This is a genomic window from Shewanella sp. BJSY2023SW005, assembly GCF_047314585.1.
In the GTDB taxonomy this organism is placed as follows: Bacteria; Pseudomonadota; Gammaproteobacteria; order Enterobacterales; family Shewanellaceae; genus Shewanella; species Shewanella algae.
Map to the genome: position 1 here is coordinate 22292 of NZ_JBKORJ010000061.1, position 23308 is coordinate 45599.

General features: G+C 53.8%; 21 protein-coding genes. 9 read left to right on the forward strand and 12 right to left on the reverse strand.

The genetic code is table 11. The annotated features are described in order from the left end of the window. Positions 1-10 precede the first annotated feature (10 nt). On the reverse strand, positions 11-442 hold the full coding sequence (locus tag ACMHXI_RS19200) for a response regulator (protein WP_413735837.1): 432 nt from the start codon (positions 440-442) through the stop codon (positions 11-13). Next, positions 439-2571 carry a CHASE domain-containing protein gene (locus tag ACMHXI_RS19205; RefSeq protein WP_413735848.1) on the reverse strand — a complete coding sequence of 711 codons (2133 nt, stop codon included), beginning with the start codon at positions 2569-2571 and terminating at the stop codon, positions 439-441. Before ACMHXI_RS19205 ends, ACMHXI_RS19200 begins: the two co-directional genes overlap by 4 nt. Before the next feature lie 304 nt (positions 2572-2875). Between ACMHXI_RS19205 and ACMHXI_RS19210 the strand changes: the two genes are divergently transcribed. Then, a complete protein-coding gene (locus tag ACMHXI_RS19210; RefSeq protein ID WP_025886854.1) occupies positions 2876-3058 on the forward strand; it encodes a PA3496 family putative envelope integrity protein in 183 nt (60 codons plus the stop codon). Between the two features lie 71 nt (positions 3059-3129). Here the strand turns inward: ACMHXI_RS19210 and ACMHXI_RS19215 are convergent, their stop codons facing one another. Further along, on the reverse strand, positions 3130-4095 hold the full coding sequence (locus ACMHXI_RS19215; protein ID WP_025009312.1) for a PDC sensor domain-containing protein: 966 nt from the start codon (positions 4093-4095) through the stop codon (positions 3130-3132). Positions 4096-4317: 222 nt separating this feature from the next. On the opposite strand from ACMHXI_RS19215, the gene ACMHXI_RS19220 reads away from it, so the two are divergent. Continuing rightward, positions 4318-5670 carry a flavohemoglobin expression-modulating QEGLA motif protein gene (locus ACMHXI_RS19220; protein WP_115389321.1) on the forward strand — a complete coding sequence of 451 codons (1353 nt, stop codon included), beginning with the start codon at positions 4318-4320 and terminating at the stop codon, positions 5668-5670. Positions 5671-5726: 56 nt separating this feature from the next. Here ACMHXI_RS19220 and ACMHXI_RS19225 read toward each other — a convergent pair whose 3' ends face one another. Beyond that, positions 5727-7094 (reverse strand): alanine/glycine:cation symporter family protein, encoded by a 1368-nt coding sequence (locus tag ACMHXI_RS19225; protein ID WP_208170531.1) that lies wholly within the window; start codon positions 7092-7094, stop codon positions 5727-5729. 201 nt (positions 7095-7295) lie between these two features. Beyond that, the gene (locus ACMHXI_RS19230; RefSeq protein WP_115389323.1) at positions 7296-8255 is read right to left on the reverse strand and encodes a LysR family transcriptional regulator; all 960 of its coding nucleotides are present in this window, start codon (positions 8253-8255) and stop codon (positions 7296-7298) included. A gap of 92 nt (positions 8256-8347) precedes the next feature. On the opposite strand from ACMHXI_RS19230, the gene ACMHXI_RS19235 reads away from it, so the two are divergent. Then, positions 8348-9289 carry a sodium-dependent bicarbonate transport family permease gene (locus ACMHXI_RS19235; protein ID WP_115389324.1) on the forward strand — a complete coding sequence of 314 codons (942 nt, stop codon included), beginning with the start codon at positions 8348-8350 and terminating at the stop codon, positions 9287-9289. On the opposite strand, the gene ACMHXI_RS19240 is transcribed toward ACMHXI_RS19235, so the two are convergent. Then, positions 9277-9849, reverse strand: a complete 573-nt coding sequence (locus ACMHXI_RS19240) for an SRPBCC family protein (RefSeq protein ID WP_115389325.1) — start codon at positions 9847-9849, stop codon at positions 9277-9279. The genes ACMHXI_RS19235 and ACMHXI_RS19240 overlap by 13 nt on opposite strands. 237 nt (positions 9850-10086) lie before the next feature. Between ACMHXI_RS19240 and ACMHXI_RS19245 the strand changes: the two genes are divergently transcribed. Next, positions 10087-10488, forward strand: a complete 402-nt coding sequence (locus ACMHXI_RS19245; protein WP_025009308.1) for a hypothetical protein — start codon at positions 10087-10089, stop codon at positions 10486-10488. A gap of 62 nt (positions 10489-10550) precedes the next feature. Then, positions 10551-10790 (forward strand): galactosyldiacylglycerol synthase, encoded by a 240-nt coding sequence (locus ACMHXI_RS19250; RefSeq protein WP_115389327.1) that lies wholly within the window; start codon positions 10551-10553, stop codon positions 10788-10790. Positions 10791-10912: 122 nt separating this feature from the next. On the opposite strand, the gene ACMHXI_RS19255 is transcribed toward ACMHXI_RS19250, so the two are convergent. After that, positions 10913-11803 carry a LysR family transcriptional regulator gene (locus ACMHXI_RS19255; RefSeq protein ID WP_054743306.1) on the reverse strand — a complete coding sequence of 297 codons (891 nt, stop codon included), beginning with the start codon at positions 11801-11803 and terminating at the stop codon, positions 10913-10915. A gap of 114 nt (positions 11804-11917) precedes the next feature. Here ACMHXI_RS19255 and ACMHXI_RS19260 point away from each other — a divergent pair, with 114 nt between their 5' ends. Next, positions 11918-12421: a lactoylglutathione lyase family protein gene (locus ACMHXI_RS19260; RefSeq protein ID WP_115389328.1), complete on the forward strand. Its 504-nt coding sequence runs from the start codon at positions 11918-11920 to the stop codon at positions 12419-12421. Between the two features lie 316 nt (positions 12422-12737). Here ACMHXI_RS19260 and ACMHXI_RS19265 read toward each other — a convergent pair whose 3' ends face one another. From ACMHXI_RS19265 to ACMHXI_RS19285, 5 genes are all read right to left on the reverse strand, one after another. Continuing rightward, positions 12738-14198, reverse strand: coding sequence for an MBL fold metallo-hydrolase RNA specificity domain-containing protein (locus ACMHXI_RS19265; RefSeq protein ID WP_044733616.1), 1461 nt, complete (start codon positions 14196-14198; stop codon positions 12738-12740). Between the two features lie 123 nt (positions 14199-14321). Then, positions 14322-15566, reverse strand: a complete 1245-nt coding sequence (gene arsJ / locus ACMHXI_RS19270; protein WP_117200266.1) for an organoarsenical effux MFS transporter ArsJ — start codon at positions 15564-15566, stop codon at positions 14322-14324. A gap of 11 nt (positions 15567-15577) precedes the next feature. Beyond that, positions 15578-16591, reverse strand: a complete 1014-nt coding sequence (locus ACMHXI_RS19275; RefSeq protein ID WP_025886849.1) for an ArsJ-associated glyceraldehyde-3-phosphate dehydrogenase — start codon at positions 16589-16591, stop codon at positions 15578-15580. Between the two features lies 1 nt (position 16592). Then, positions 16593-17627: an ACR3 family arsenite efflux transporter gene (gene arsB, locus ACMHXI_RS19280; RefSeq protein ID WP_413735843.1), complete on the reverse strand. Its 1035-nt coding sequence runs from the start codon at positions 17625-17627 to the stop codon at positions 16593-16595. 65 nt (positions 17628-17692) lie between these two features. Beyond that, positions 17693-18028, reverse strand: a complete 336-nt coding sequence (locus tag ACMHXI_RS19285; RefSeq protein WP_028779633.1) for an ArsR/SmtB family transcription factor — start codon at positions 18026-18028, stop codon at positions 17693-17695. 779 nt (positions 18029-18807) lie between these two features. Here ACMHXI_RS19285 and putP point away from each other — a divergent pair. The 3 genes from putP to ACMHXI_RS19300 all read left to right on the forward strand — a co-directional run bounded on the left by putP (position 18808) and on the right by ACMHXI_RS19300 (position 22846). After that, entirely contained in the window at positions 18808-20304 is a 1497-nt protein-coding gene (putP, locus tag ACMHXI_RS19290; protein WP_044733612.1) for a sodium/proline symporter PutP, read from the forward strand. A gap of 105 nt (positions 20305-20409) precedes the next feature. Beyond that, positions 20410-21552 (forward strand): glutamate 5-kinase, encoded by a 1143-nt coding sequence (gene proB, locus ACMHXI_RS19295; protein WP_044733611.1) that lies wholly within the window; start codon positions 20410-20412, stop codon positions 21550-21552. Between the two features lie 46 nt (positions 21553-21598). Continuing rightward, the gene (locus ACMHXI_RS19300; protein WP_413735845.1) at positions 21599-22846 is read left to right on the forward strand and encodes a glutamate-5-semialdehyde dehydrogenase; all 1248 of its coding nucleotides are present in this window, start codon (positions 21599-21601) and stop codon (positions 22844-22846) included. Positions 22847-23308 lie beyond the last annotated feature (462 nt).

Consider the following 23308-nt stretch of genomic DNA (forward strand, 5'->3'; position numbering starts at 1 on the left):
TTTCCATCCCTCAGGCTTCCGGCAACTCAACAATACGCCAATAGCTTTCCAGCATATTGAAAATATTATAAAAACCATCGCTTATTTCATGTTTGACCATATAGCCGGCCACATGATGCTTATAAGCCTCTACCTTGTCTTCATCGGCGCTTGAGGTGGTCAGCACAAAGACTACTGAGAGAGACAATGCAGGGTCATTGCGGATATGGCTGAGAAACTCCAAGCCATTCATCCGCGGCATATTGAGATCCAGTAAGATTAGATAAGGATGATGTACCCGACCATCATTCAGCATCTCCAAGGCCTCCAAACCATCTTTGGCTCTGACCAAGGGGTTCAGTAGTCTAAGCTGCCGCATTGCCCGTTGTACCGCCATGTAATCGACATCATCGTCATCGACCAACAGAATAGTGACTTCCTTATATCCGGCAGTTTGGCTCATGACTCCTCCTTGAAGTGCACCGGCCAGGTAAAGTAAAAGCTGCAACCACGCCCTTCCGATTTCACCCAGATCTTGCCGCCCATATTTTCCACCGACTTTTTCACCAAAGAGAGCCCCAGGCCACTGCCCTCTACCTCATCTCTAGGCTTAAGCGTTTGGAATATCGCGAAAATTTTATGATGAAACTTGGCCGCTATCCCAGGGCCGTCATCGGTAACACAGAAACAATAATAGTCGCCCTGGCGCTCGCTGCTGACGCTGAGTACCCCCTCCCCCTTGTCGTGGTGTTTGATGGCATTGCTGAACAGGTTTCTAAATACCAACTCCAGCGGCACCCTGGCCGTGGTCAGAACAGGCATTTCAGACAAGATAACCAGCTTGAACCCGGTTGGCGGAGCCACCAGGCTGAAGGTGTCCTGCAGCAACTGCTTGCTGTCCACTTCGGTCAACTCGGTATCTACCCTGCCTATGCGCGAGAAGGTCAGCAAGCCATCCAGTAAGAGAACCATCCGCTGAACCCGGCTCTTGATCAGGTGCAGATACTTCTGCACCTGTTCACTGCTGTTATCGCTGAGATCTTCTGCCAGCCACTCGGATAACTGCTCTATGCCCCGCAGCGGCGACTTAAGATCGTGAGAGGCTATATAGGCAAAACTGTCCAGCTCACGGTTTATTTTTTCCAACTCCTCTGTGTGACGAGCTTTCTCGGCTTCAATCCTTTTGCGATCCGATACATCATTGATAGTGGCCAAAATCGACTGGCCATTGGTGAAATGGATTGGGGTTAGCCCCACTTCGACCGCCACCAGAGAACCGTCTTTGGCTCGGCCGAACAGGTCATCACGCTGGGACATATTCTTGGCAATCGGCTGCTGCAGATAACCGCCCATGTGCCGATTGTGAGACTTATGCAGACTTTCCGGCAGCAGTATGTTCACGCTGCGGCCCAGTAGTTCGTCCCGGGCATAACCGAACAGTTGCTCAGTATGCGCATTGACCAGAGTGATGAGCCCATGGCCGTCAACCATGATCAGCGCCGACGGCGAGGCCTCTATAACCAAGCGGAAGCGTTTTTCATTGGCCAGTATCTCGTTGGCCAGCAAGCCTTCCTGATATCTGGCTCTGGCATTACTGAGCAGAAAATAGAGCAGCACCAAGATAAACAGCAGGCCTATGCCCAGCATCAATTTGCTTTGCAGTTTCTCGGTTTCAGTGACAAAACTCTTGTCAGCGCCGATTTGCAGCAACCATTGATGACCACCGACCTTGAGCGGCAACACATGATTGTAGGTTTTGGCAATCGGCCCCAGCTCCTCAGTGCTGTACAGCAACGAAGTGTCTGAGGGGGTGTCGCCATCAAAGATCTCTAGATTCAGGCTGGGAAACTTATCGGCCAAAATGCCTTGCATAAGGTTATTCATTCGAAAGGCGGCATAGACCACACCTGTAGCAGCCTTGGGGCCGGCAGAAGTTTCATCATAAAGCGCCAAATACATCAAGAAGCCGGCCTGAATATCCTGCTGGGTTTCCTGTACCAAGGTAATTTTGCCGGAGATCGCCGCCTCCCCTGTGTTGATGGCTCTATCTATTGCTTCTCGGCGAGTCGGTTCGGAATACATGTCATAACCAAATGCCCGCCGGTTACGCCAATCAAAGGGTTCCAAATAGATAATGGCCTGGTAGGTATCACGCTTACCAACTGGGTACACCCGATATTCTTCAAAACCTTCAGCCCTGATGGCCGCCTCATGGGCCGCCAGTTGCTCCGGGTGCAAAATAACGCTGTAGCCTATCCCCTGGATCCCGGGATAAAAGCTTTCCATCTTGGCGTTGGTCACATACTCATGCCACTCCTCACGAGTCACTCCATCGGATGCCATAAACAGGCCCACACCACCCCGCAACACCTGCTCATAGGTCAACAGACGATCTCTTATGGCATCTTTGACCAGCATGGCCTGATACTCAAAGCGCTCACGTCCGCGCTGCTCCGCATATTGATTGAACAGATACCAACCCAGGCAGGTGAACAGAAGCGCCACCAACATGATCAGCCAAACCGAGGCCGGAGTGGAAAAACCGAAGCTTTTTGCTGGGGAGGATGATGCGGTGAGACGATCGTCCTGGATCATAAACAGCCTAGTCCTTAGCCAATAAAGCGAATGCTATGAGGTTAATTCTGGTCAGGATCATGGAAAAAACAAGTCAAAAACAGCAAAAAATCCCCAAGTTTTAGGTCCTTGGAAAAGATCGTCAAAATGTTGTCTCGATCTCACTTCCTGTTGCGACTCAGTGCTAGATTTCAGTTTAACCAAGGCTAATATTGAGTAGAGGGACGGACAGAATCATTTGCTTTGTTAGACAAAAATTTTTGCTTTTCAGCCAATGCTTTTTTGGCTAGAAAATCCTTGGATAAACCGTGAGGAATTCGTTATGGCCCATATTGTTGAACTCGTGCCCAACGATGCTGAAATTGAAGCGATGACCACCCCAAAAAACCGTCAGGCCGAGAAGGCACTGCAGCACAAACGTCAGGTAAAACGCCGCTTGGAAGATTACCTGGAGCGCCTGGAACTCAGACGAGCCATGGGGCTCGATGATGACGATATGTTTTAGGGAAGGTGTGAACAAGCCCCATGTGCTCTGCGTCGGCTTTCAGATGTGGGAGGATGTCAGCAACATCCTCCTTATCCTTGCCGCCCCCGTAAAGACTGGGTTTGAATAAGCAGGGCCTCGGCTTTGGCTCCCAACCAGACGTATAATCCCAAAGCCACCAATAAACCAACCACTGCCAGCATCATCAAAATCGCTCCCTGAATATATTCCACCTGCCCGAGTGATGCCTTGAACATGGTCAGCAAGGCCTCAATAGAGATGGCGATCAATATGGTAGAAACAAAGCGGGTAATGGTGCGCCGGGTGGAGCTGTGGCGGAAGATGTCTTTATGCATCAACACCTCCTCTTCCAGTATGGTCTTGCCGAGATCGAATATCGCCAACGCCAGGGTGATATAGATGATGATCCCGAACGGCTTGAGTGAGTCATGAGCCAGCTGCGGCCCCTGCGCCAACAAGTGCCAGATATCCCTGGCCGAAATCAGCACCAGTACCCCAACTATAATGAATAACCCTGTTACCAGAGTGAGATAAACCGCCTTGAACAGTGGCGTCACCTTGCGCCTGTGACTGTCGCCCATCATAAATTCAATCAGCCGGGTCAGATTGATATCTACCACCACAAAGCCGCGACTGGCATCCAAACGACTCACTCCCAGGGACGCCGACAGACACAATTGCCCGGACGCATTGGAAAGATAAGGTGAAGTTATCTGCACCCCGCTCTTGTCGCTGGCATTGAGAAAATAGGGGCGCTGGCTGCGATCCGGGTGTTCACCCACAGCCAGCAGTTTGATCTTTTGCTTGATAAGCGCCAGATTCGGGCTCACTTGGTGACCATTTTCGTCGAGTAAATACATCAATTCCACGAAGGGGTAACAGGCTGCCACTTCAGAAAATACCCTGATGGCCCGCCCTGTGTCGTCAAAGAGCTGAGAGTCGGCCATTCCGGTCAGAATCGATTGCAATAGTTCATCGATTAGCGGCTGATACTCATGAAAACGTTCAATCACACTCAAGTAACTCATGTTTGCCATAACTGCTCCTGAAATTCCGGCCATCTATCTCAGGTAAGCAGCTTGAATGCCAACAATGCAACATGATGAATATCAATTAATTAGCTTAAATCATCTGGGGCGACTATGCTCAATAACCAAGCGGTTGCACCAAGATCTGGCAAAGATAAATTCTGTTGCCAGACAGCGCGTTATCCAAGATGATAGCCGCCAATAGCCTGTGTCCTTCCGAGGAGACTATTGATGCCAGACACAAGTGCCTATAAAGAGGATCTGCGGCGCCTCTCGGACGAGCTGATCCGGTTGCAGACGCCGATAAAAATCCTCGATGCCATCAAGTGGCCGAGAGAGATGGAAGCCCGTTTTCTCGAGAGTAACTGCAAGCAATTACCCGCCATAGACGCCGAGTTTTACCAGCGTCTGCCGCTGCCTTTTGATCCGGATAAGACCCGCCAAGAGTTGACCGAACTGCGCCTGCAGACCCGCAAGCGCCTGGGAAGATACGACAAGCTGGGCAAGATATTGATAGCCAATATCGAGCAATATCTTCAGGTTATCGACATGCTGCAACACCGCGGCAAGGCCGACTTCGGCGAATTCAGCCGCCGCCTCTACGGCAGTGCCAACCATAAACTCCATGGTGACAGACACAATCTCAGACAGCTCGGCGACCGTTTGAGTTACATCTTCTCGCTGCCGGCAGCGCTGCGCAGCAATCGTCATCACCCCAAAGAAATCGCCGCGCCGGAGGCGGTGGATATACTCGGCCGCCGCCTGAAAGATTACTTTCACAGCGACGATATTCGGGTGCGTCTCAGTGATGGCATAGTCTCGGATGCCGCCGTGGGCGGCGACACGGTCAAGCTCAACAGCAAGGCGCTGTTCAGCCAATCGGATCTTGATGTCTACGAGGTGCATGAGGGCTGGGTGCATGTGGGCACCACCCTCAATGGTCGGGCTCAACCCTGGGCTACCTGGCTCAGCGTCGGTTCTCCCAGGGTAGCAGCAGCCCAGGAAGGGCTGGCCGTATTGATGGAAACCATTACCCTGAGCTCCAACCCAGGGCGGGCCAGGCGTATCAGCGACAGGATCACCGCGGTCGATATGGCCGAGCAAGGTGCCGACTTTATTGAAGTATTCAACTATTTCTGCGGCCAGAATCTCAGTAAACGAGACAGTTACCGGGTAACTCAGCGGGTGTTTCGCGGCGGCATGGTACAGGGTGGCAGCTACTTCACCAAGGACATATCCTATGTACGTGGCTATGTGGAAAACATTAACTTTATCCGCTCCGCCATCACAGCCGGGATCCCGGAGATTATCCCTATGCTGTTTGTCGGCAAGCTGGCCATTGAGGATATCCCGGTGCTTTATCAGGCCCACAGGGAGGGGCTTATTGCCGCCCCCAAGTATCTGCCGCCCATGTTTGACAACTTCAGTGGCCTCTACGCCTGGTTTGGTTTTGCCTCCGGGATGGCCGGGATAGACCTCAAGGGGGTGCAGAGGCACTTCAGCCGCCTGTTCAAACAGTTACCCAATGCCGAACCTATGTTCGAGTTGCTGGAAGACACTGAGTTTGACAGCAACGCCGACTGATAAAGAAACAGGGCAACTCGAGTTTCCCTGTTTTGGGTTCAAAAGCAATTGTCTCGCTATTTTTGCAACTCGGCCTGGCGCTGCTTGATGAAGTATTCCCGAGTCAAAGCAAAGACCACTGGGCTGAGCAGTAACAGGGCTATCAGGTTGGGGATCGCCATCATGGCATTCAGGGTATCGGCCACCAGCCAGATAAAGTCCAAAGACGCCATGGCTCCCACGGGCACCATCAGAGTCCAGACCAGGCGAAACGGCACTATAGCCTTGGTACCAAATAGGTACTGCACGCATTTTTCACTGTAAAAGCTCCAGCCGAGAATGGTGGTAAAGGCGAAGATAGCCAGTGCCACGGCCACTATGTACTGCCCTATGGGCAGAGCGTGGCTGAAGGCGTAGGAGGTTAAGGACGCGCCGGTTTCCCCCGAGGTCCAGGCACCGGAAACGATAATCGCCAAACCTGTGATGGAGCAGACCACTATGGTATCGATGAAGGTACCCAACATGGCCACCAATCCTTGCGCCACAGGGTTATTGGTCTGGGCTGCTGCATGAGCAATCGGCGCACTGCCAAGACCTGCCTCATTTGAAAACACCCCTCGGGCCACCCCGAAACGTATGGCGGCCCACACTGCCGCACCGGCGAAACCGCCCTGAGCCGCCACTGGGTTGAAGGCGCTCTCGAATACCAACTCCAATGCCGCCGGGATCTGATCGAAATAGACCACAATCACAGCCAAGCCTGAGGTGATATAAAACACAGTCATCAGGGGTACCAACTTACCGGCAACGTCGGCAATCCGCTTGATGCCGCCCATCAGGACGGCCCCCACCAAGATCATCATCGCCAAGCCGGTTGCCCAGGCTGGAACACCAAAGTTGCTGTCCAAGGCATCGGCCACCGAGTTGGCCTGCACTGTGTTGCCGATACCAAAACCGGCAAAACCACCAAATAAGGCGAATAGAGTTCCCAACCAGGCCCATTTCTGGCCGAGACCATTCTTGATGTAGTACATGGGGCCGCCTATGTGGTTGCCACTATCATCGACCTCGCGATACTTGACTGCCAGCACGGCTTCAGAAAACTTGGTGGCCATTCCCACCAGCGCGGTGCACCACATCCAGAACAGTGCCCCCGGGCCGCCAAGAAAGATTGCCGTCGCCACCCCGGCGATATTCCCTGTACCTATGGTGGCCGACAGTGACGTCATCAGCGCATTGAAGGGGCTGATCTCCCCTTTCATATTGGTGTCTTTATCCGGGATCCGCCCGGACCAGAGTAAGCGGAAGCCTCTCCCCAGCTTGAGAAGCTGCATAAAGCGCAAACCTATGGACAGAAACAGTCCTACCCCCAGGATCATCACCAGCATGGGCACACCCCAAACCAGGCTGTTGAGCTGGCTAACCCACTCCATTATTGTTTCCATTCCAACCTCGTGTAGTTATTGTTATCGCTGCAGTTTCCATCTGTAATGGCAAAAACTGCATAAGGAACACCCAGATTACAACGAAAGATTAACAATTGGAAACCTACTGTTATACCTCCCGCCGGGAAGCGAAAACACTCAACGTCCACGCCCCCTTAAGAGAAAGGGCGCGAACGCGCGCTGGATTAATTAGGATAAGACTCAGTCGACCAATCCCAGGTTGGCCGGCAACTTGGCTATATCACCGGCCACCCATTCGGCCTCTATGCACTGCTGCAGATGTTCTGCCATAAAGTGCACCAATTGCCGCGCCGCATAGGGCATACGCCTGTCTTTACGGCTCACCAGATACCAATTGCTTTCCAGCGGGAAGCCTTTCACATCCAGAATAGCCGGGCGCTCGCGCCCTTCCTCCAGGGTATGGGCCGAGATAACTGATAACCCCAGCCCCGAGGCGACCCCCAGGCGAATGGCCTCATTGCTCTCTATCTGCATACAGTCGCCCAGTTCCATCCCCTGACCGCTGAGCCAGGACTCAAACATTAACCGAGTAGCCGACCCCGGCTCACGGATGAGAAAGCGCTCGCGACTGAGCTGCTCAAACTTGAGTTCACTCTGCCCTGCGGCCCAATGATCTCTGGGGGCAATCAGCTGCAGTGGGTTACGGATGATCCGCGCCGATTGCACAGTTTCGCCCCTGGGGGGATGGCTGAAGAGGTAGAGATCATCTTCCAGATGCTCAAAGCGATTCAGCACATGGGCACGGTTACCTATGTTCAGTGTGACTCGGACACCGGGGAAACGACGATAGAAAGCGCCGAGGATCCGCGGCACCACGTACTTGGCCGTGGTCACCAGGCCGATATTGATGTGGCCGCTCTCCCCTTCCTGCACCTTGGCCAGCATGCCGTTGAAGTCTTCCAAACGAGTCATCACGTCGACGGCAGCCCGGTAAAGCTCCTGCCCAACCTGAGTCGGCCGCAGCCCTCCCGGGCTGGTTTCCAGCAAGGGCTCACCCACCAGCTCGGCCAGTTTTTTCAATTGCAGCGACACGGTCGGCTGAGTCAGATAAAGGTGTCTGGCAGCGGCGGAAATATTCTGCCGCCGGACCACTTCAATATACACCTGCAACAAGCGCAGGCTGAGATGGCGAAGATCCATAGATAATTATCTATATATATGTAGTGAATAATTTATTTTCCAATATAGCGCTGGGCGAGCACAATCTCCAGCCGTCTAACAAGGAGAACCCCATGCCTGATGTTGTTATTGCCTTTTTCGGTCTAGGCCTGTTGGCCGGTCTGCTCAAATCGGATCTCAGAGTCCCCGAATCCACCTACGAAACCCTTTCCATACTGTTAATGCTGACCCTGGGCCTCAAGGGCGGCATGGCGCTGCACGGCCACACAGATCAGCTGTCCTTTGCCGAGCTGGGGTTAGTGATAGGTCTGGGACTGGCTATCCCGCTGGCGCTGTATCCCATATTGAAAAAAGTGGTTCGCCTGCCACAGAGCGATGCCATCAGTATTGCCGCCCACTACGGTTCGGTCAGTGCCGGGACTTTTGCCGTTGTCTACGCCATGACAGAGCAGCTGGGCTGGCCACTCAAGCCCGAAACCACTCTCTATCTGGTACTGCTGGAGCTGCCATCCATCATAGTCATGTTGTGGCTCTATCGACGCCTGAACCGGGATAAGCCGGGACGCAGCGGTAATATCCTGCTGGAAGCGCTTACCAGCCGTGGGGTGATATTGCTGGGGGGCGGCGTGCTTATCGGATGGGGCTACGGCTCCGAGGGCTTGGCCTCTTTGAGCCCTGTGCTGATGCAGGGATTCAAGACCTTGCTGGCGCTGTTCCTGCTGGAGATGGGATTGTGTACCGCCAGGGTTTGTGCTCCGCTGCCATTGAGTCACTGGCGCCTGTTGGCATTCGCTGCCATCACGCCTTTCGTACTCGCCTGGGTGGGTATCATTACAGGTCACGCCCTGGGGCTACCCGCCGGTTCGGCACTGGTACTGGCAGGCCTCTGCGCCAGCGCCTCTTATATTGCGGCACCGGCGGCGATCCGCGCGGCCATCCCATCGGCCAATATCGGCGTGGCCATGCTTGCCTCGCTGGGGGTCACCTTTCCGATTAACCTGTTGATAGGGCTCAATCTTTACCGTCAATGGGTGGCCTGGATTTACGGGCTCTGAATCTGTTCCTGCGGCGTGGGTTCAGACTCGAGTAGCAGCTTGAGATTGCTGAGCCCGCGCAGCAGATCCGTGGCGATCATGGTTTCAAAGTCAACAAACAGAAACATCAGATTCGTCGGGTAATCCAGGTGCCCCTTAAAGCTCCAACTGAGGTTGGTTCTATTGCCTTCATAGGGTTCAAATAGCATGTAGGCAGGTTCAGTGGACTCGAAGGGAGTCAGAAACCTGAGCTCATAATCGATGCGCTTGTTAGTTTCCATGGCGACTATCTCTTGCTCGCCTTGGCCCACCTCCGGGTTATCACTCTTCCAGGCAGAGACAAAACCGACAGTGCCGTCAACGCCGCGATAGCTGCGTTTCATCGCCGGATCCATCTTGGCCCAGACGCTGAATTTATCTTGATTTTTCAGATATTTCACATAGTCATAGACCTCAGCCACCGGACGGTTTATCACCACATTGGTGGTCACCTGGTAGTCGCTTTTGACAAACAGGGCGGCAATCAGCGGCACAGCCATTATCAGTGCCAACAGAATAAACAGTGTCTTGATAAAACGCATAAGGATTCTCCAAACAAGTTTTCTTCCGACAACAATTACTTGCCTGAGTATATCCCGCAAGCAGACCAAAAAGTAACCAAGTCGTTAGAGATTGAAATAGCCTTCTTGAAACCGCCTGCACAAACAAACCCTGGCCGAGAAGCGAACCAAGCCACAAATCCCCTCAGGCGATTTGTTGTGCAAATGCTTTTAGGTTACAGTCACCTGTAAACATGGACGTCTAATCAAGGGACTGTAATGGGATTTATCCTGGCGCCATTGCTTGTTATCTGGCTGGCAATACTGACTGTGGCGGGTTACCAGGCCACTTTATACTTCAAAGAAACTTTCAGCCTCAGCGGACTGTTGGCATTTTCCAGTGTCAGTTTGCTTTGCGCCGCCCTCTATTTCCTGCTCCATTTCCGACGCTATCAGGACGCCGAATCCTTGGGTGCCTTCGATATCAGCATGGAACTGCTGTTTAACCCCATAAGCGGTGGCATCTGCGTATTGGCGCTGCTGCTGATCTGGCTGGTGCCCATGGGGGTTTGCAAGCCTCTACTGCTGGCACTGGTACTTGGCCTGGCTATCGCCACCCTGGCCGGGGTCGTTTATGAGGAGAGCTTTATGACAAAACATGGGATTCAACGCACTTACTGAACAAGATATAGTGCGAGCTGTGATTTCCGGCCACTGAGGCCACATCAACCCAAGGAGAGAGAATGATCAAACTCAGCAATAAAGAAACCGGCGCTTTTATCGGCCATATCTCTGAGCAGCAGCTGCAGTATCTGATCGACAACCTGGTAGAAGAGCATGATGCCGACCAGGATTACTGGCTGAACCGCACTCAAATAGAAACCTTCAAGGCCAGCGGTGCCGATGCCGAGCTCGTCAACCTGTTGGAAATGGCCATGGGCGAAGCCGATGAGCTGGAGATCCTCTGGCAGCACCAGGGCTAAAGCCAAGTTTGCGCCAACAGTAAAAACGCTCCTTTATCAAGGGGCGTTTGTCTTTCCCGGAATACCTAAAACTGCATTTGGAGATAATCCAGGTGTTCAGTACCAACGCGAAAATCAAGCCATTAATGGCTAATGGCTTTTCTCACCTCTTGATTGAGAAACTGAACCCTTTGCGACAGCTCCATACTGCGTTTACGGATCAGATAGAGGGTTTCATAAACCATGGATGGCGGCCGATACACATCAATCCTGTCTTGTTCAATGAAGCTGGCCACGGCCGATTGCGGCAACAAGGTAAAACCCAAACCAAGCGATACAGGAAGCAGTATCTGATTTATCTGGTTGACGTACCCGCTGATTTTTATCTTTCCCGTATCGAGTGAAGCCAGGTTTGGTTCTGCGCAATTGGACAAAAATAGCGACAGGTAATGCTCCGCATCCGGATGACTGATCAATCCCAGGGAGAGCAAGGTCTTTGCAATATCACCCGTCACTTTACAGCCCTTGGGCACAACTATCAGTAAAGGCTCCTGACCTATGACTTCCACGCTGAGTAAACTCTGGTTTGGCACATGGGTAACAATGCCCGCATCGGCCTCTCCTTGTAGCACCAGCGCCAATATTCTTTGATTGGGAGCGGCCTCCACTTCGACTGTGAGCCCTGGGTGTTGGCTCTGTAATGCCAGCAGTTTGGGGTATAAATGCAGCGCCAGTGAACCGGAGCAAGCCAACTGATAGCGGCCAGAGAAGGGGTCATTGTCACTGAGTTTGGTAAATAGGTTTTGCTCATTCAATGCCTGTTGGCAGGCATACTCATACACCAATTTGCCCTGCTCAGTGATCTCGAAAGTCTTGTTGATACGCCGGATCAATGCATGGCCGCAGCTTTCTTCAAGCTTACGGATCTGTTGACTGACACCGGGCTGGGTCATAAACAAGACGTCTGCCGTTTTTGTAAAATGGCCGGTATCTATCAACGTTTTAAATGTTTTCAGCCAGTTAGGGTTAATCATTCAGATTGATAATAACAATACGTAATTAAAATAATAATAAATGATAATTTTTAGACAAGTCAATTGCGAGTTAATCTGCCTCCATTCCAACGCCGCACTATACAAGAGGCTAATATGTCTACAACTTATCCACGTACTTTTTCCCATATAGGCATTTCCGTTCCCGACCTGAATGCCGCCGTCAAATTCTACACTGAGGTTCTGGGATGGTATGTCATTATGGAGCCCACAGAGATCACTGAAGATGACTCAGCCATAGGTGAGATGTGTACCGATGTTTTCGGCTCCGGCTGGCAGCGTTTCCGTATCGCTCACCTTTCTACAGGTGATCGTATCGGCATAGAGTTGTTTGAATTCGACAACCAGCAGAACCCGGAAGATAACTTCGAATACTGGAAAACCGGCATTTTCCATTTCGCAGTGCAAGATCCCGACATAGAAGCGCTGGCGGAGAAAATTGTCGCCGCCGGCGGGAAAAAGCGCATGGCGAAACCCAGGTTCTACTATCCCGGCGAAAAGCCCTACCGAATGATCTACATGGAAGACCCGTTCGGCAATATCCTTGAGCTATACAGCCACAGTTATGAACTGCACTACTCTGTCGGCGCCTATAACTAAGGAAGGTGCGAACAAGTCCCATGCGTGCTCTGCGTCGGCTTACGGGCCTGGATGCAAGGCGTGGTTCGCAGTAAATGGCCCTGTCCTTTGCAAGAAGCACAACACAGCAGGCAGGCCTGTAAGCCACGCCCTTCGGGGCTTTCACAGCAACCGGCTCTCTGCGTTATCCGACTTCGACAGGCCCCGGCATGCCTTCAGTCAGATGCCTTGAACGCCAATTGCTGTGCAAGCCAGAGTGCCACGAGGACTTATTCGCACCTTCCCTAAGCTCAGGCGAATCAATACCGGCATCCCCTGGCATTGGGATGTCAGTTCACTATATATCTCCCACAACCCAGCTCAGTTCGGGTAAACGGCTGAGATCCAGCTTGTCGCCTTCGGTCGCTATGGCCGAGGCCTGAGGTCTGGGTTTGGGCTGCACACCATCGGCATGTTCCAGCACACTCAGGAGTTGCCGCTGGGCATCCGGCTCACCGTGAACCAGAATGAGTGGCGGCGCGCCCTCAAACTCACGGTACCAGCGCAGCAGTTCGGCCTGATCCGCATGGGCCGACAACCCGCCGACTGTGTGAATTCTGGCGGCGACGTTCACCGAGTTGCCGTTGATGGTGAGCTCACTGGCACCATCGACCAACAGCCGCCCCGGGGTTCCCAGTGCCTGAAAACCACAGATGATAATGTCACACTCGGGCCGCCACAGGTTGTGTTCCAGATGACAGCGGATACGACCGCCGTTACACATGCCGCTGCCGGCAATAATGATAAGCCCCTGGTGTACGTCGTTGAGTTCCATCGACTCTTCGGTACTTTGGATAAACTCTATTCCAGACAGCAGCGGGTGCTGCCCGGGGTGTTGATGCACGAAACGCTTGAAGTCCTCGTCCATCAAGGGATAGTTATTGATATACACCTTGGTGGCCTCTATGGCCATGGGGCTGTCGAGGCAGATTTTCCAGCGTGACAGATCCCACTCCCCGGCATAGAGGTGAAACAGATACAAAAGCTCCTGCGCCCGGCCAACCGAAAAGGCAGGGATCAGGATATTGCCGCGGCTCTCACTGATGGCTGTAGCGAAGATCCCCTTGAGTTCTTCCAGGGTCGCCTCCCAACTACGGTGCAACCTGTCGCCATAGGTACTTTCCATCAGCACCAGATCGGCCTGCTGGATCAGCGTCGGGTCTCTCAGAATCGGCATACCGGCGCGGCCGAGATCGCCACTGAACACCAGTTTTTTCTGGGTGTTGCCATCATTGATCCACAGCTCCAGTAGCGCCGAACCCAGAATATGGCCGGCATCACTCAGACACAGGGTCACACCGGGAATGGGATCCAGCTTGGTGCCATAGTCCAGTGGAATAAAGCGGGTCAGTGCCAGTTCGACATCTTCTTCGGTGAACAGCGGCTCTATGGGCTCGAGATCTTGCTTGGCACGTTTGCGGTTCTGCCGCTCGGCATCACGCTGCTGCAGCATGGCGGCATCCTTGAGCATGATGGCGCACAGCTCCATGGTGGCCTTATGGGTATAGATGGGGCCGCTAAAACCCTGCTTCACCAGCAAGGGCAAGCGCCCCGAATGGTCAATATGAGCGTGGCTCAACACCACGGCAGTCAGGGATTCAGGAGCAAAGGGAAAGGCTTCATGGTTACGCAGTTCATCCTGCCGCCCTCCCTGAATAAGACCACAATCCAACAGCAAGCTTTCGCCGTTGACCCGCAACAGATGGCAGGAACCTGTGACTTCTTGGGTGGCGCCCCAAAACTGCAAACTCATGGACATGACACTTCCCTCTTTGAAACAATTCGGCCAATACAGCTGCGGAAAAACTCTGCCGCACCTTCCCTAAGCCTATGCCCTTATGGAAAAAAGTGACACTCCCTTATAGTCTAATTTTGCAGTGGATCATTGCGCCTCATGCTCTTGGGGCAGACCACGGGAGATAACCAATGTCAGCAGTAACATGGCGCTGGAAACCCAAAGACAAGCCTCCAGCCCCCACCACTGAAACAGCGCACCGGAAAGCACTGTGCCCAGCAAGCGCCCGGCGGCGTTGGCCATATAGTAGAACCCCACATCCAGGGATACCCCATCCTCACGGGCATAACTGACAATCAGAAAACTGTGCAGCGAAGAGTTCACCGCAAACAAGGCGCCGAATAGCAACAGGCCGCCGATCAGCCAGACGTGCGAGTATTGGCTACCAAGCCCAAGGGCGATAAGTGCGGGCACCAGAGCGAGCAGGCCGCACCAGAAGAGCGCCGCCGCCCGTCCCGGCAAGGCCGAGCCTTTATGTTTGCCGACTTTCTTGCCGTCAGTCCTGGCGGTCAGCCTGGGCGCCAGGGCCTGCACCAAGCCGTAGGCGATAATCCAGCCGGCCAGAAAGCCCCCCACCTGCCAGTGATCCCAGCCAAATTGACTGGCCAGATACACAGGCAAGGCAACCACAAACCAAACATCCCTGGCGGCAAACAGAAACAGCCTGGCCGCAGAGAGAATGTTCACTGCCCGGCTCTTGGAAAACAGCTCACTGAACTTGGGCTTATTCTTGGCCTGGCCCAGTTCCGCCTTGAGAAACAGCAGCGAACTCAGCCACACCAAGGTCAAAACAGCGGCCATGGCGGCAATGGCACCGGCAAACCCCAGCAGGCTCAGCAGGGCGCCGCCGAGGAAGAAACCTATCCCCTTGAGGGCGTTCTTGGAGCCGGTCAGCAACGCCACATAGCGATACAGGGTTTGCCCTGCCTGGGCCGCATCCTTGGGTACCAGAGTCTTAACGGCACTCTTGGCACTCATCTTGTTGAGATCTTTGGCAATCCCCGACAGTGCCTGGGCCGCCATCATCCAGGGAATGGTCAGCCAGGCCTGAGGCACCAACAGCATGGCCAGCGCCACTATCTGCAGCCCAAGGCCGATATTCATGGTGCGGTTGAGCCCCAAACGGGCGCCGAGCCAGCCGCCCAACAGATTGGTAACCACACCGAAAAACTCATAGAAGAGAAACAGCATGGCAATGGCCAGCGCACCGTAACCCAACTGATAGAAATAGAGCACCACCAGCATGCGTAGCGCACCATCTGTCAGGGTAAAGGCCCAGTAGTTGCCGGTGATCAGCAGATATTGGCGCAGCGCCGGACTCATTTCAGCCATGGTGTCGTCCTTCAGGCATCCCGGTCCAAACGGCCCACCATCAGCGCCAACTCGGCGGTGCGATTGGCATAACCCCATTCATTGTCATACCAACAGTAGAGCTTCAGCTGAGTGCCGTTGATCACCATGGTGGACAGCCCATCCACTATGCAGGAGCGGGGATCTGTCTTGTAGTCCACCGACACCAGCGGCCGCGACTCGAAGCCGAGAATGCCCTTGAGTTCAGTCTCGGCCGCCTGTTGCAACAAGTCGTTGACCTGTTGCTCTGTCACTGTTTGCTCCAGTTCAAACACACAGTCGGTCAGTGAGGCGTTGGCCAGCGGCACCCTGACCGCATGGCCGTTGAGGCGGCCTTTCAGCTCAGGGAAAATATGGGTAATGGCGGTGGCACTGCCTGTGGTGGTCGGGATCAGGCTCTGGCCACAGGCGCGGGCTCGGCGCAGATCCTTATGGGGCGCATCCAATATGGTCTGGGTGTTGGTGATGTCGTGGATAGTGGTCATGGAGCCATGGCGAATGCCGAAGTTCTCATGGATAACCTTGACCACAGGCGCCAGACAATTGGTGGTACAGGATGCGGCTGTCACTATCGGATGCCTGGCCGGGTCATAACTCTGATGATTCACCCCCATCACCAGGTTAGCGACACCGTCCTCTTTCACCGGCGCTGTCACCACCACCCGTTTCACCCCTTGATCAAGATAGGCTTGCAGCAGCGCCTTGGTTTTCATCTTGCCCGAGGCTTCGATCACCAGATCGCATTGAGACCAATCGCTGTCTGCAATGGCCTGATTGCGACTGGTCGCTATCCGCCGACCGGCTATGACTATGGCACTGCCCTCATGCTCGACTGGGTGCGACCAACGGCCATGAACCGAGTCAAACTCCAACAGATGCGCCAGGGTGGCGGCATCACCTGCAGGGTCGTTGATCTGCACAAATTCGAGTTCCGGCCAATCCCAGGCAGCCCTCAAGGCCAGCCGTCCCATACGGCCAAAGCCGTTAATTCCCACCTTTATTGTCATCTCAATTCTCCGTTAATTTTTTGGCCGCTGCCCAGTTACTGCGGCTACGGTTGGCAAATGCCACCAGGGACAGCATCACAGGCACTTCCACCAGTACCCCAACGACTGTGGCCAGCGCAGCTCCCGAGTGCAGACCAAAGAGGGAGATAGCCACGGCAACCGCCAGTTCGAAAAAGTTGGATGCCCCTATCATGCAAGCCGGAGCGGCTATGCTGTGGGGCAGGCGCAAACGCTTCGCCAGCCACCAGGCCAGCAGGAAAATACCGTAAGTCTGCAGTAACAGTGGAATGGCTATCAGCACAATATTTTGCGGCTGGGCCACTATGGTTTCGGCCTGCAGTGCAAACAGCAGCACTACCGTCAGCAGCAGCCCCAATATCGACCAGGGTTTGAGCCTGGACAGCAAGGCCGTGATCGCCTCTGGTCGGCTATTGAGGTGTTTGCGGGTCAATACCCCGGCTAACAAGGGCAGCAACACATACAGCGCCACAGATAGGATCAAGGTTTCCCATGGCACCTGAATATCGCTCACCCCCAGCAGCAGCGCCGACAGTGGTGCGAAGGCAAAAATCATGATCACATCATTGACCGATACCTGCACCAGAGTGTAGTTGGCATCGCCCCGGGTCAGTTGACTCCAGACAAACACCATGGCGGTACAAGGAGCGACTCCGAGAAGGATCATCCCGGCGATATACTCCTGCGCCGTTTGCGGCTCCACCCAGGGGGCAAACAGAAAACGAAAGAAGAGCCAGCCAAGCAGTGCCATGGTAAAAGGCTTCAGCAACCAGTTGATCACCAGCGTCAGCAGCAATCCCTTGGGATTTCGGCCAACATCCTTGATAGCGGAAAAATCGATTTGCACCATCATGGGATAGATCATCACCCAGATAAGCACGGCGATCACCAGATTGACATGGGCGTATTCCAGCGCCGCAATTGCGGCAAATACATTAGGTGCCAGATAACCCAGCGCTATCCCAGCTAAAATGCACAGCCCTACCCACAGGCTGAGCCAACGTTCAAAAATGCCCATACATCCCCCTCTCCGGTTCCCCGGCGGTTAACTTCCGGCGCTCAAGTGATAGATTTTGGCCGGTTTTAACAGCAAGCTTGCGGCCTCGAGGCCATGGCCTCCAGCCGAGTCAGCTCATCAGCAATAAAGCCAGGGTTGGCCGTCAATGTGTCCCGCAGCAACTGCTCGCACCAAGGTGCCAGTTCGGGGCTGAGACGATAAAACACCCATTGGCCCCGGCGTCTATCCTGCAGCAGCCCCTGAGTTCGCAGCTGCGCCAAATGACGGGAGATCTTCGGTTGACTCAAGGCCAGGGCCTCAGTCAACTCGCAGACACAAAGCTCTCCCTGCTGCAGGATCAACAGCAGGCTGCGCAGCCGGGTTTCATCGGCCAAGGCTTTGAAAAAAATGGTTAGTTCCATGATAAATGCCACTCCTTAAGGCCAATGATCGGCCAGCCATACATCTGCCATTTCAGTTGGCCACTCAAATGAGCACCTTCAGTAATCTGGAGGATATATGGATAAACAGATATATGCTAAATCATATATAAAAACGCCTATAGTTCAAGCGCTATTTTGAGGAGTCTATCGGATTGGGACTGGAGATCTGGCCCAGTGGTTACACGGGTTTGCAGTGGTTCGCTTGGCAGAAGCCGACGCTATCGTAAATTAATTTTAAACCCTAATTATTTCCGGTTTATTTCAGAACCAAATCAGAAAATTGTTATAGCTCAAATATAGAACCTATCGCTTGCCTTATAATTGTATGCAATATATTAAAAATTGAGAAAACTAAAAAAATCACAACATAAACAACTGATTTAAATGAAAATACTCATTTAAATCCAGTTTAAAACCTAGTATTCAACTCAGATATAAACTTGATCATTTTCTGATAAACATGAATAATATCGTTCGAACCAAAACCATTTGAACACTAATCAATAGATTGGTTAGCCTTCAAGTGGTTTTTCGTTAGCCCAACTTCAGATGAAACTTAAGGAAGGAGAATCACGATGAATGCCAACAGCTCACAGGAGTCTGACAGTCATCTTTCACGCTACCAAATCAGCCTCAGAGATAAAGCCAAGTACCTGATCCAATTAGGGTGTTTCTGGCTCGTACTCTCAACCTACCTGTACCCATTCTGCAAACAAAAACTCAATCAAGCCTTCACTGGCAATAACGGGCACTAATCTATGGATTATTCGAGTTATATCTCTTTGGCCATCTACTTTGTGGTCATGCTGGCGATAGGCCTGTTTGCCTATCGCAACTCTACCGATGATATTTCGGGCTATATTCTCGGCGGCCGTCAGGTCAGCCCTCAGGTCACGGCACTGTCGGCCGGCGCTTCCGATATGAGCGGTTGGATGCTGATGGGTCTACCGGGTGCCATGTTTGTTATCGGCTTCGACACCATCTGGATTGCGCTTGGCCTGCTTATCGGCGCTTGGTTCAACTATCTGCTGGTGGCGCCCAGGCTCAGGGTTTATACCCAGGAAGCAGATGACGCCCTGACTCTGCCGGACTTTTTCAGCAAGCGCTTCGAGAAGAAAAACGGCTCGGTGCGGATGATTTCTGCAGCGGTGATCATACTCTTCTTTACTCTCTACACCTCTGCCGGCCTGGTCGCCGGGGGCAAACTGTTTGAATCCGCCTTCGGCCTGAGTTACCAGCTAGGCCTGGTGATCACTGTTTCAGTGGTGGTGGCCTACACCCTGCTGGGGGGCTTTCTGGCCGTCAGTATGACCGACTTTGTGCAGGGCTGTATTATGTTTGTCGCCCTGGTGATGGTGCCTATAGTGGCTTTTCAGGAGTTCAACAATGGCACTGAGATGATGGCGCAGGCCAATCACACCATAGTGCCTCTGTCTGAATCTGTGGAGAAAATGAGCCTGCTGGCGATTGTTTCCAGCATGGCCTGGGGACTGGGTTATTTCGGTCAACCACATATCATAGTGCGCTTTATGGCAATTCGTTCGGTGAAAGATATCAAGACGGCCCGCAACATAGGCATGAGCTGGATGTTGGTGACCATACTCGGCGCCCTGGCCACAGGCCTTATCGGTGTCGCCTATGTCAACAAGTTCCACCCTGGGCTGCAGGACCCGGAAACCATCTTTATTCTGTTCTCGGAAATTCTGTTCCACCCCTTGGTGAGTGGCTTCCTGCTGGCGGCGATTCTGGCGGCCATCATGAGCACCATCTCCTCACAGTTGCTGGTGTCATCCAGTTCGCTGACAGAGGATGTCTACCGCGCCGTGTTCCACAAGGACATAGACGAGAAGAAGCTGGTTAACATAGGTCGCCTCGGGGTGTTTGCCGTTGCTGCCGTGGCCACTTTACTGGCACTGGACAGCGACAGCAGCATATTGTCACTGGTGAGTAACGCCTGGGCCGGTTTCGGTGCCGCCTTCGGGCCACTGGTGCTGTTCAGTCTGTTCTGGTCGAAGATGACCCACTCGGGTGCCGTCGCCGGTATCCTCACCGGCGCCATCACTGTGCTGCTGTGGATCCTGCTGCCTGTCTTGCCCGATGGCAAGACACTCTCCAGCGTGATCTACGAGATAGTTCCCGGCTTTATCATAAGCTCCACGGCCATAGTGCTGGTCAGCCACTTTAGCCAGGATCCCTCACACTCAGTGCAGAAGACCTTCCACGCTACCCGGGAAAAGCTGCAACAGGTCGGCTGATAGCTGGATAGTACAAATCCCGTTATAGACCCGGTGGCAGACGCCGGGTCTAGCTTCAATCCCCAATCCGCTTCGAAGTAACACCTCAAACAGGTTAAGGAAGTTATGAATAAGCAACCAAGGCAACGAATTGTTTTAAAAGTCGGCAGCGCCCTGATTGCCCCTGACAGACAGGGCTGTAGCTCGCGCTATCTGCTGGCCATAGCCCAATTCATTGTGCGCTGCCGCGCTAAAGGCATTCAAACCATACTGGTTTCTTCCGGCTCAATTGCCGCCGGAGCCCACAGATTTCCGCTCAAACCGGGCAGTGAAGCCAATAGCCCTGAGGCCCAGGTGGTACTGAAAAAAGCCATGGCCGCCGCCGGGCAGACTGAGATGATGGCGACCTGGGATAAGTTTTTCGACTTTCCCACGGCGCAAATTCTGCTGACCCATGGCGATCTGCGCGACAGAGAGCGTTACCTGTCGATAAGGGAAACCGTGTTTACCCTGCTGGATCACGACATACTGCCGATCCTCAACGAAAACGATACCGTCACCACAGATGCACTCAAGGTGGGTGACAACGACAACCTGTCAGCCATGGTGGCAGCTGCGGCCGACGCTGATACCTTAGTGATCTGCTCGGATATTGATGGCCTCTACAACAAAAACCCGCATCTGCACAGCGATGCCGAGCTGCTGCCCGAGGTCAATAAAATCGATGCCGCCATCTATGCCATGGCCGGCGGCAGTCACAGCGATGTCGGCACCGGCGGCATGCGCACCAAGATAGAAGCGGCGGAAAAGGCCAGCTCCCACGGCATTGATACCTATATAGTCAACGGCTTCAAAGAGGAGAGCTTCAATGCCCTGTTGTCGGGTCGCAATCCCGGCACCCTGTTCCGGGCATCCGAAACTCCGTTGCAGGAGCGGATGCATTGGCTGACCCACACTGTCAGGGCTCAAGGGGAAGTGATAGTCGCCGCCGATGAGGTGATGGACAGCGCCAAGAATTGCGCCGAGCTTTCCAGCAATGAAGTACTTGAGGTCAAAGGCAACTTTGCCGCCGGCGATACCATACTGCTGCGCAGCGACGACGGCACCCGTCTGGCCAAGGCCCGCAGCAACTACAGCAGCAGCCTGCTGAGTTTTATCGCCGAGCAGGAAGACCCTGAACTGGCCGACAGCTTCACCGACAGCCTGGGCGGCATAGTCTCGGAAAAAGATATCGCCCTACTCAGTAAAACGCCGCAACTGGAGAAATAGCAGCGGCCCGCCACCAGAGTAGCGCAACGAACAAAGGAGGACCCTAATGAGTCTGATAACCACACTGGCAAGCTCAGCGGCCAAGGCGGCCAGGGAGCTGGCACTCATAGATACCCAAACCAAAAATCAGGTGCTGAAAGCGATGGCCCGGGCGCTTCTCGCTGAAAATGACAATATTCTCAAGGCCAACGAGGAAGATCTCCTTGCGGCCCGTAGCGCAGGTCTCAGTGAAGCCATGCTCGACCGTCTGACCCTTACGCCAGAGCGGATCGCCGCCATGGCCAGTGGCATAGATACCATAGTCGAGCTGGACGATCCCGTGGGTCAGCGCCGCGAGCTGGGCCGCCGTCCCAACGGTATTCAGATAAGCAAGCTCAGAGTGCCGCTCGGGGTAGTCTGTATGATCTATGAGGCGCGCCCCAATGTGACCGCTGATGCCGCAGCGTTGTGTTTCAAATCGGGCAACGCGGTAATACTGCGCGGCGGTAAAGAGGCGCTCAACTCCAGCCTGGCGATAGCCAAAGTGCTGCACAAAGTGCTGCAGGAGTTCAAACTGCCGACCGCGCTGGTATCCGTGGTGCCGGATCCCGACCGCGCCTTGATGCTGGAACTGTTGCAGCAGCGCGACTACATCGACCTGGTGATCCCAAGAGGCGGCGAAGGCCTGATCAACTTTGTCAGCGACAACTCTAAAATCCCGGTTATCCAGCACTTTAAAGGCGTTTGTCACCTCTATGTCGACAGAGATGCCGATGTGGAAAAGGCGCTCAACCTGCTGCTCAACGGCAAGACCCAGCGCACCGGCGTCTGTAATGCCCTGGAAGGCCTGTTGGTACACAAGGATATCGCCAAAGTATGGCTGCCTATCGCCGCTCAGGCCTTGGCCGACAAGGGGGTGAAGATCAATGCCGATGAGAAGGCGGCGCCCTTCTTCGACCAGGCCACTGTGCTGACGGAAGATGAGTTCGGCCAGGAATACCTGAGCCTGGAAATCGCCGTACGCCAGGTCGACTCACTGGCGGATGCCATGAAGCATATCGCCCGCTTCGGCAGCCACCATACCGAGGTGATCTGCACCGAAAGCCAGCAAGCGGCGCAACAGTTTCAGCAAGGGGTCGATGCCTCTGTGGTGATGGTCAACGCCTCATCGCGCTTCAGCGACGGCAGCGAGCTTGGGCTCGGTGCCGAAATCGGTATCGCCACCACCAAGCTGCATGCCTACGGCCCCATGGGACTGGAGTCATTGACCACGGAGAAATTCCTGGTCAATGGAACAGGTCAGACACGCGACTGAGGAGGGGTTTGGCAATAGCGGGGCCTAATGCCAAACTGCTATTGCCTTATAGACACAAGAGATTGTCCGCTGCATAGCGAGCCCTGCCAGTGAAGCTAATATAGCTTCAGGCCTCGATGCAGCCCATCACCTGCGGTGCGGATGGGCAGGAAGCCCGAATGCCGTGAAGGATAGGACGTCCGAGAACGGCCTTTCGCACAGGCGATCCTGTGACACGGCGTGAATACGTCCCTGTAGCCTCGACGAAAACATCCCTGTTTTCGACGGTCACAGTCCCGCCTATGCCTGGAAAATAGGCGTATGTCTGCAGCTCAAAACAACTCTGTGTGGGAAGAATTGCACCAATTCCCCCTTCGGAGCCGCCGCGGGCGTTGTTGCAAATTGGCGTAGCCGAGACAGGGATGTCGAGGCTCGAAGGTCGAGCAAGGATGCGAGTCCTGAGTGTAGCCAATTTGCTTCATA

What these genes read in the sequence shown, in the direction of transcription:
- ACMHXI_RS19225 (WP_208170531.1), bottom strand. Translation starts at nt 7,094, where the DNA reads ATGGAAACAATAATGGAGTGGGTTAGCCAGCTCAACAGCCTGGTTTGG.
- ACMHXI_RS19275 (WP_025886849.1), bottom strand. Translation starts at nt 16,591, where the DNA reads ATGACAATAAAGGTGGGAATTAACGGCTTTGGCCGTATGGGACGGCTG.
- ACMHXI_RS19240 (WP_115389325.1), bottom strand. Translation starts at nt 9,849, where the DNA reads ATGCGTTTTATCAAGACACTGTTTATTCTGTTGGCACTGATAATGGCT.
- putP (WP_044733612.1), top strand. Translation starts at nt 18,808, where the DNA reads ATGGATTATTCGAGTTATATCTCTTTGGCCATCTACTTTGTGGTCATG.
- ACMHXI_RS19285 (WP_028779633.1), bottom strand. Translation starts at nt 18,028, where the DNA reads ATGGAACTAACCATTTTTTTCAAAGCCTTGGCCGATGAAACCCGGCTG.
- ACMHXI_RS19255 (WP_054743306.1), bottom strand. Translation starts at nt 11,803, where the DNA reads ATGATTAACCCTAACTGGCTGAAAACATTTAAAACGTTGATAGATACC.
- ACMHXI_RS19220 (WP_115389321.1), top strand. Translation starts at nt 4,318, where the DNA reads ATGCCAGACACAAGTGCCTATAAAGAGGATCTGCGGCGCCTCTCGGAC.
- ACMHXI_RS19265 (WP_044733616.1), bottom strand. Translation starts at nt 14,198, where the DNA reads ATGTCCATGAGTTTGCAGTTTTGGGGCGCCACCCAAGAAGTCACAGGT.
- ACMHXI_RS19230 (WP_115389323.1), bottom strand. Translation starts at nt 8,255, where the DNA reads ATGGATCTTCGCCATCTCAGCCTGCGCTTGTTGCAGGTGTATATTGAA.
- ACMHXI_RS19250 (WP_115389327.1), top strand. Translation starts at nt 10,551, where the DNA reads ATGATCAAACTCAGCAATAAAGAAACCGGCGCTTTTATCGGCCATATC.
- arsB (WP_413735843.1), bottom strand. Translation starts at nt 17,627, where the DNA reads ATGGGCATTTTTGAACGTTGGCTCAGCCTGTGGGTAGGGCTGTGCATT.
- ACMHXI_RS19200 (WP_413735837.1), bottom strand. Translation starts at nt 442, where the DNA reads ATGAGCCAAACTGCCGGATATAAGGAAGTCACTATTCTGTTGGTCGAT.
- ACMHXI_RS19300 (WP_413735845.1), top strand. Translation starts at nt 21,599, where the DNA reads ATGAGTCTGATAACCACACTGGCAAGCTCAGCGGCCAAGGCGGCCAGG.
- proB (WP_044733611.1), top strand. Translation starts at nt 20,410, where the DNA reads ATGAATAAGCAACCAAGGCAACGAATTGTTTTAAAAGTCGGCAGCGCC.
- ACMHXI_RS19215 (WP_025009312.1), bottom strand. Translation starts at nt 4,095, where the DNA reads ATGGCAAACATGAGTTACTTGAGTGTGATTGAACGTTTTCATGAGTAT.
- ACMHXI_RS19260 (WP_115389328.1), top strand. Translation starts at nt 11,918, where the DNA reads ATGTCTACAACTTATCCACGTACTTTTTCCCATATAGGCATTTCCGTT.
- ACMHXI_RS19245 (WP_025009308.1), top strand. Translation starts at nt 10,087, where the DNA reads ATGGGATTTATCCTGGCGCCATTGCTTGTTATCTGGCTGGCAATACTG.
- arsJ (WP_117200266.1), bottom strand. Translation starts at nt 15,566, where the DNA reads ATGGCTGAAATGAGTCCGGCGCTGCGCCAATATCTGCTGATCACCGGC.
- ACMHXI_RS19235 (WP_115389324.1), top strand. Translation starts at nt 8,348, where the DNA reads ATGCCTGATGTTGTTATTGCCTTTTTCGGTCTAGGCCTGTTGGCCGGT.
- ACMHXI_RS19210 (WP_025886854.1), top strand. Translation starts at nt 2,876, where the DNA reads ATGGCCCATATTGTTGAACTCGTGCCCAACGATGCTGAAATTGAAGCG.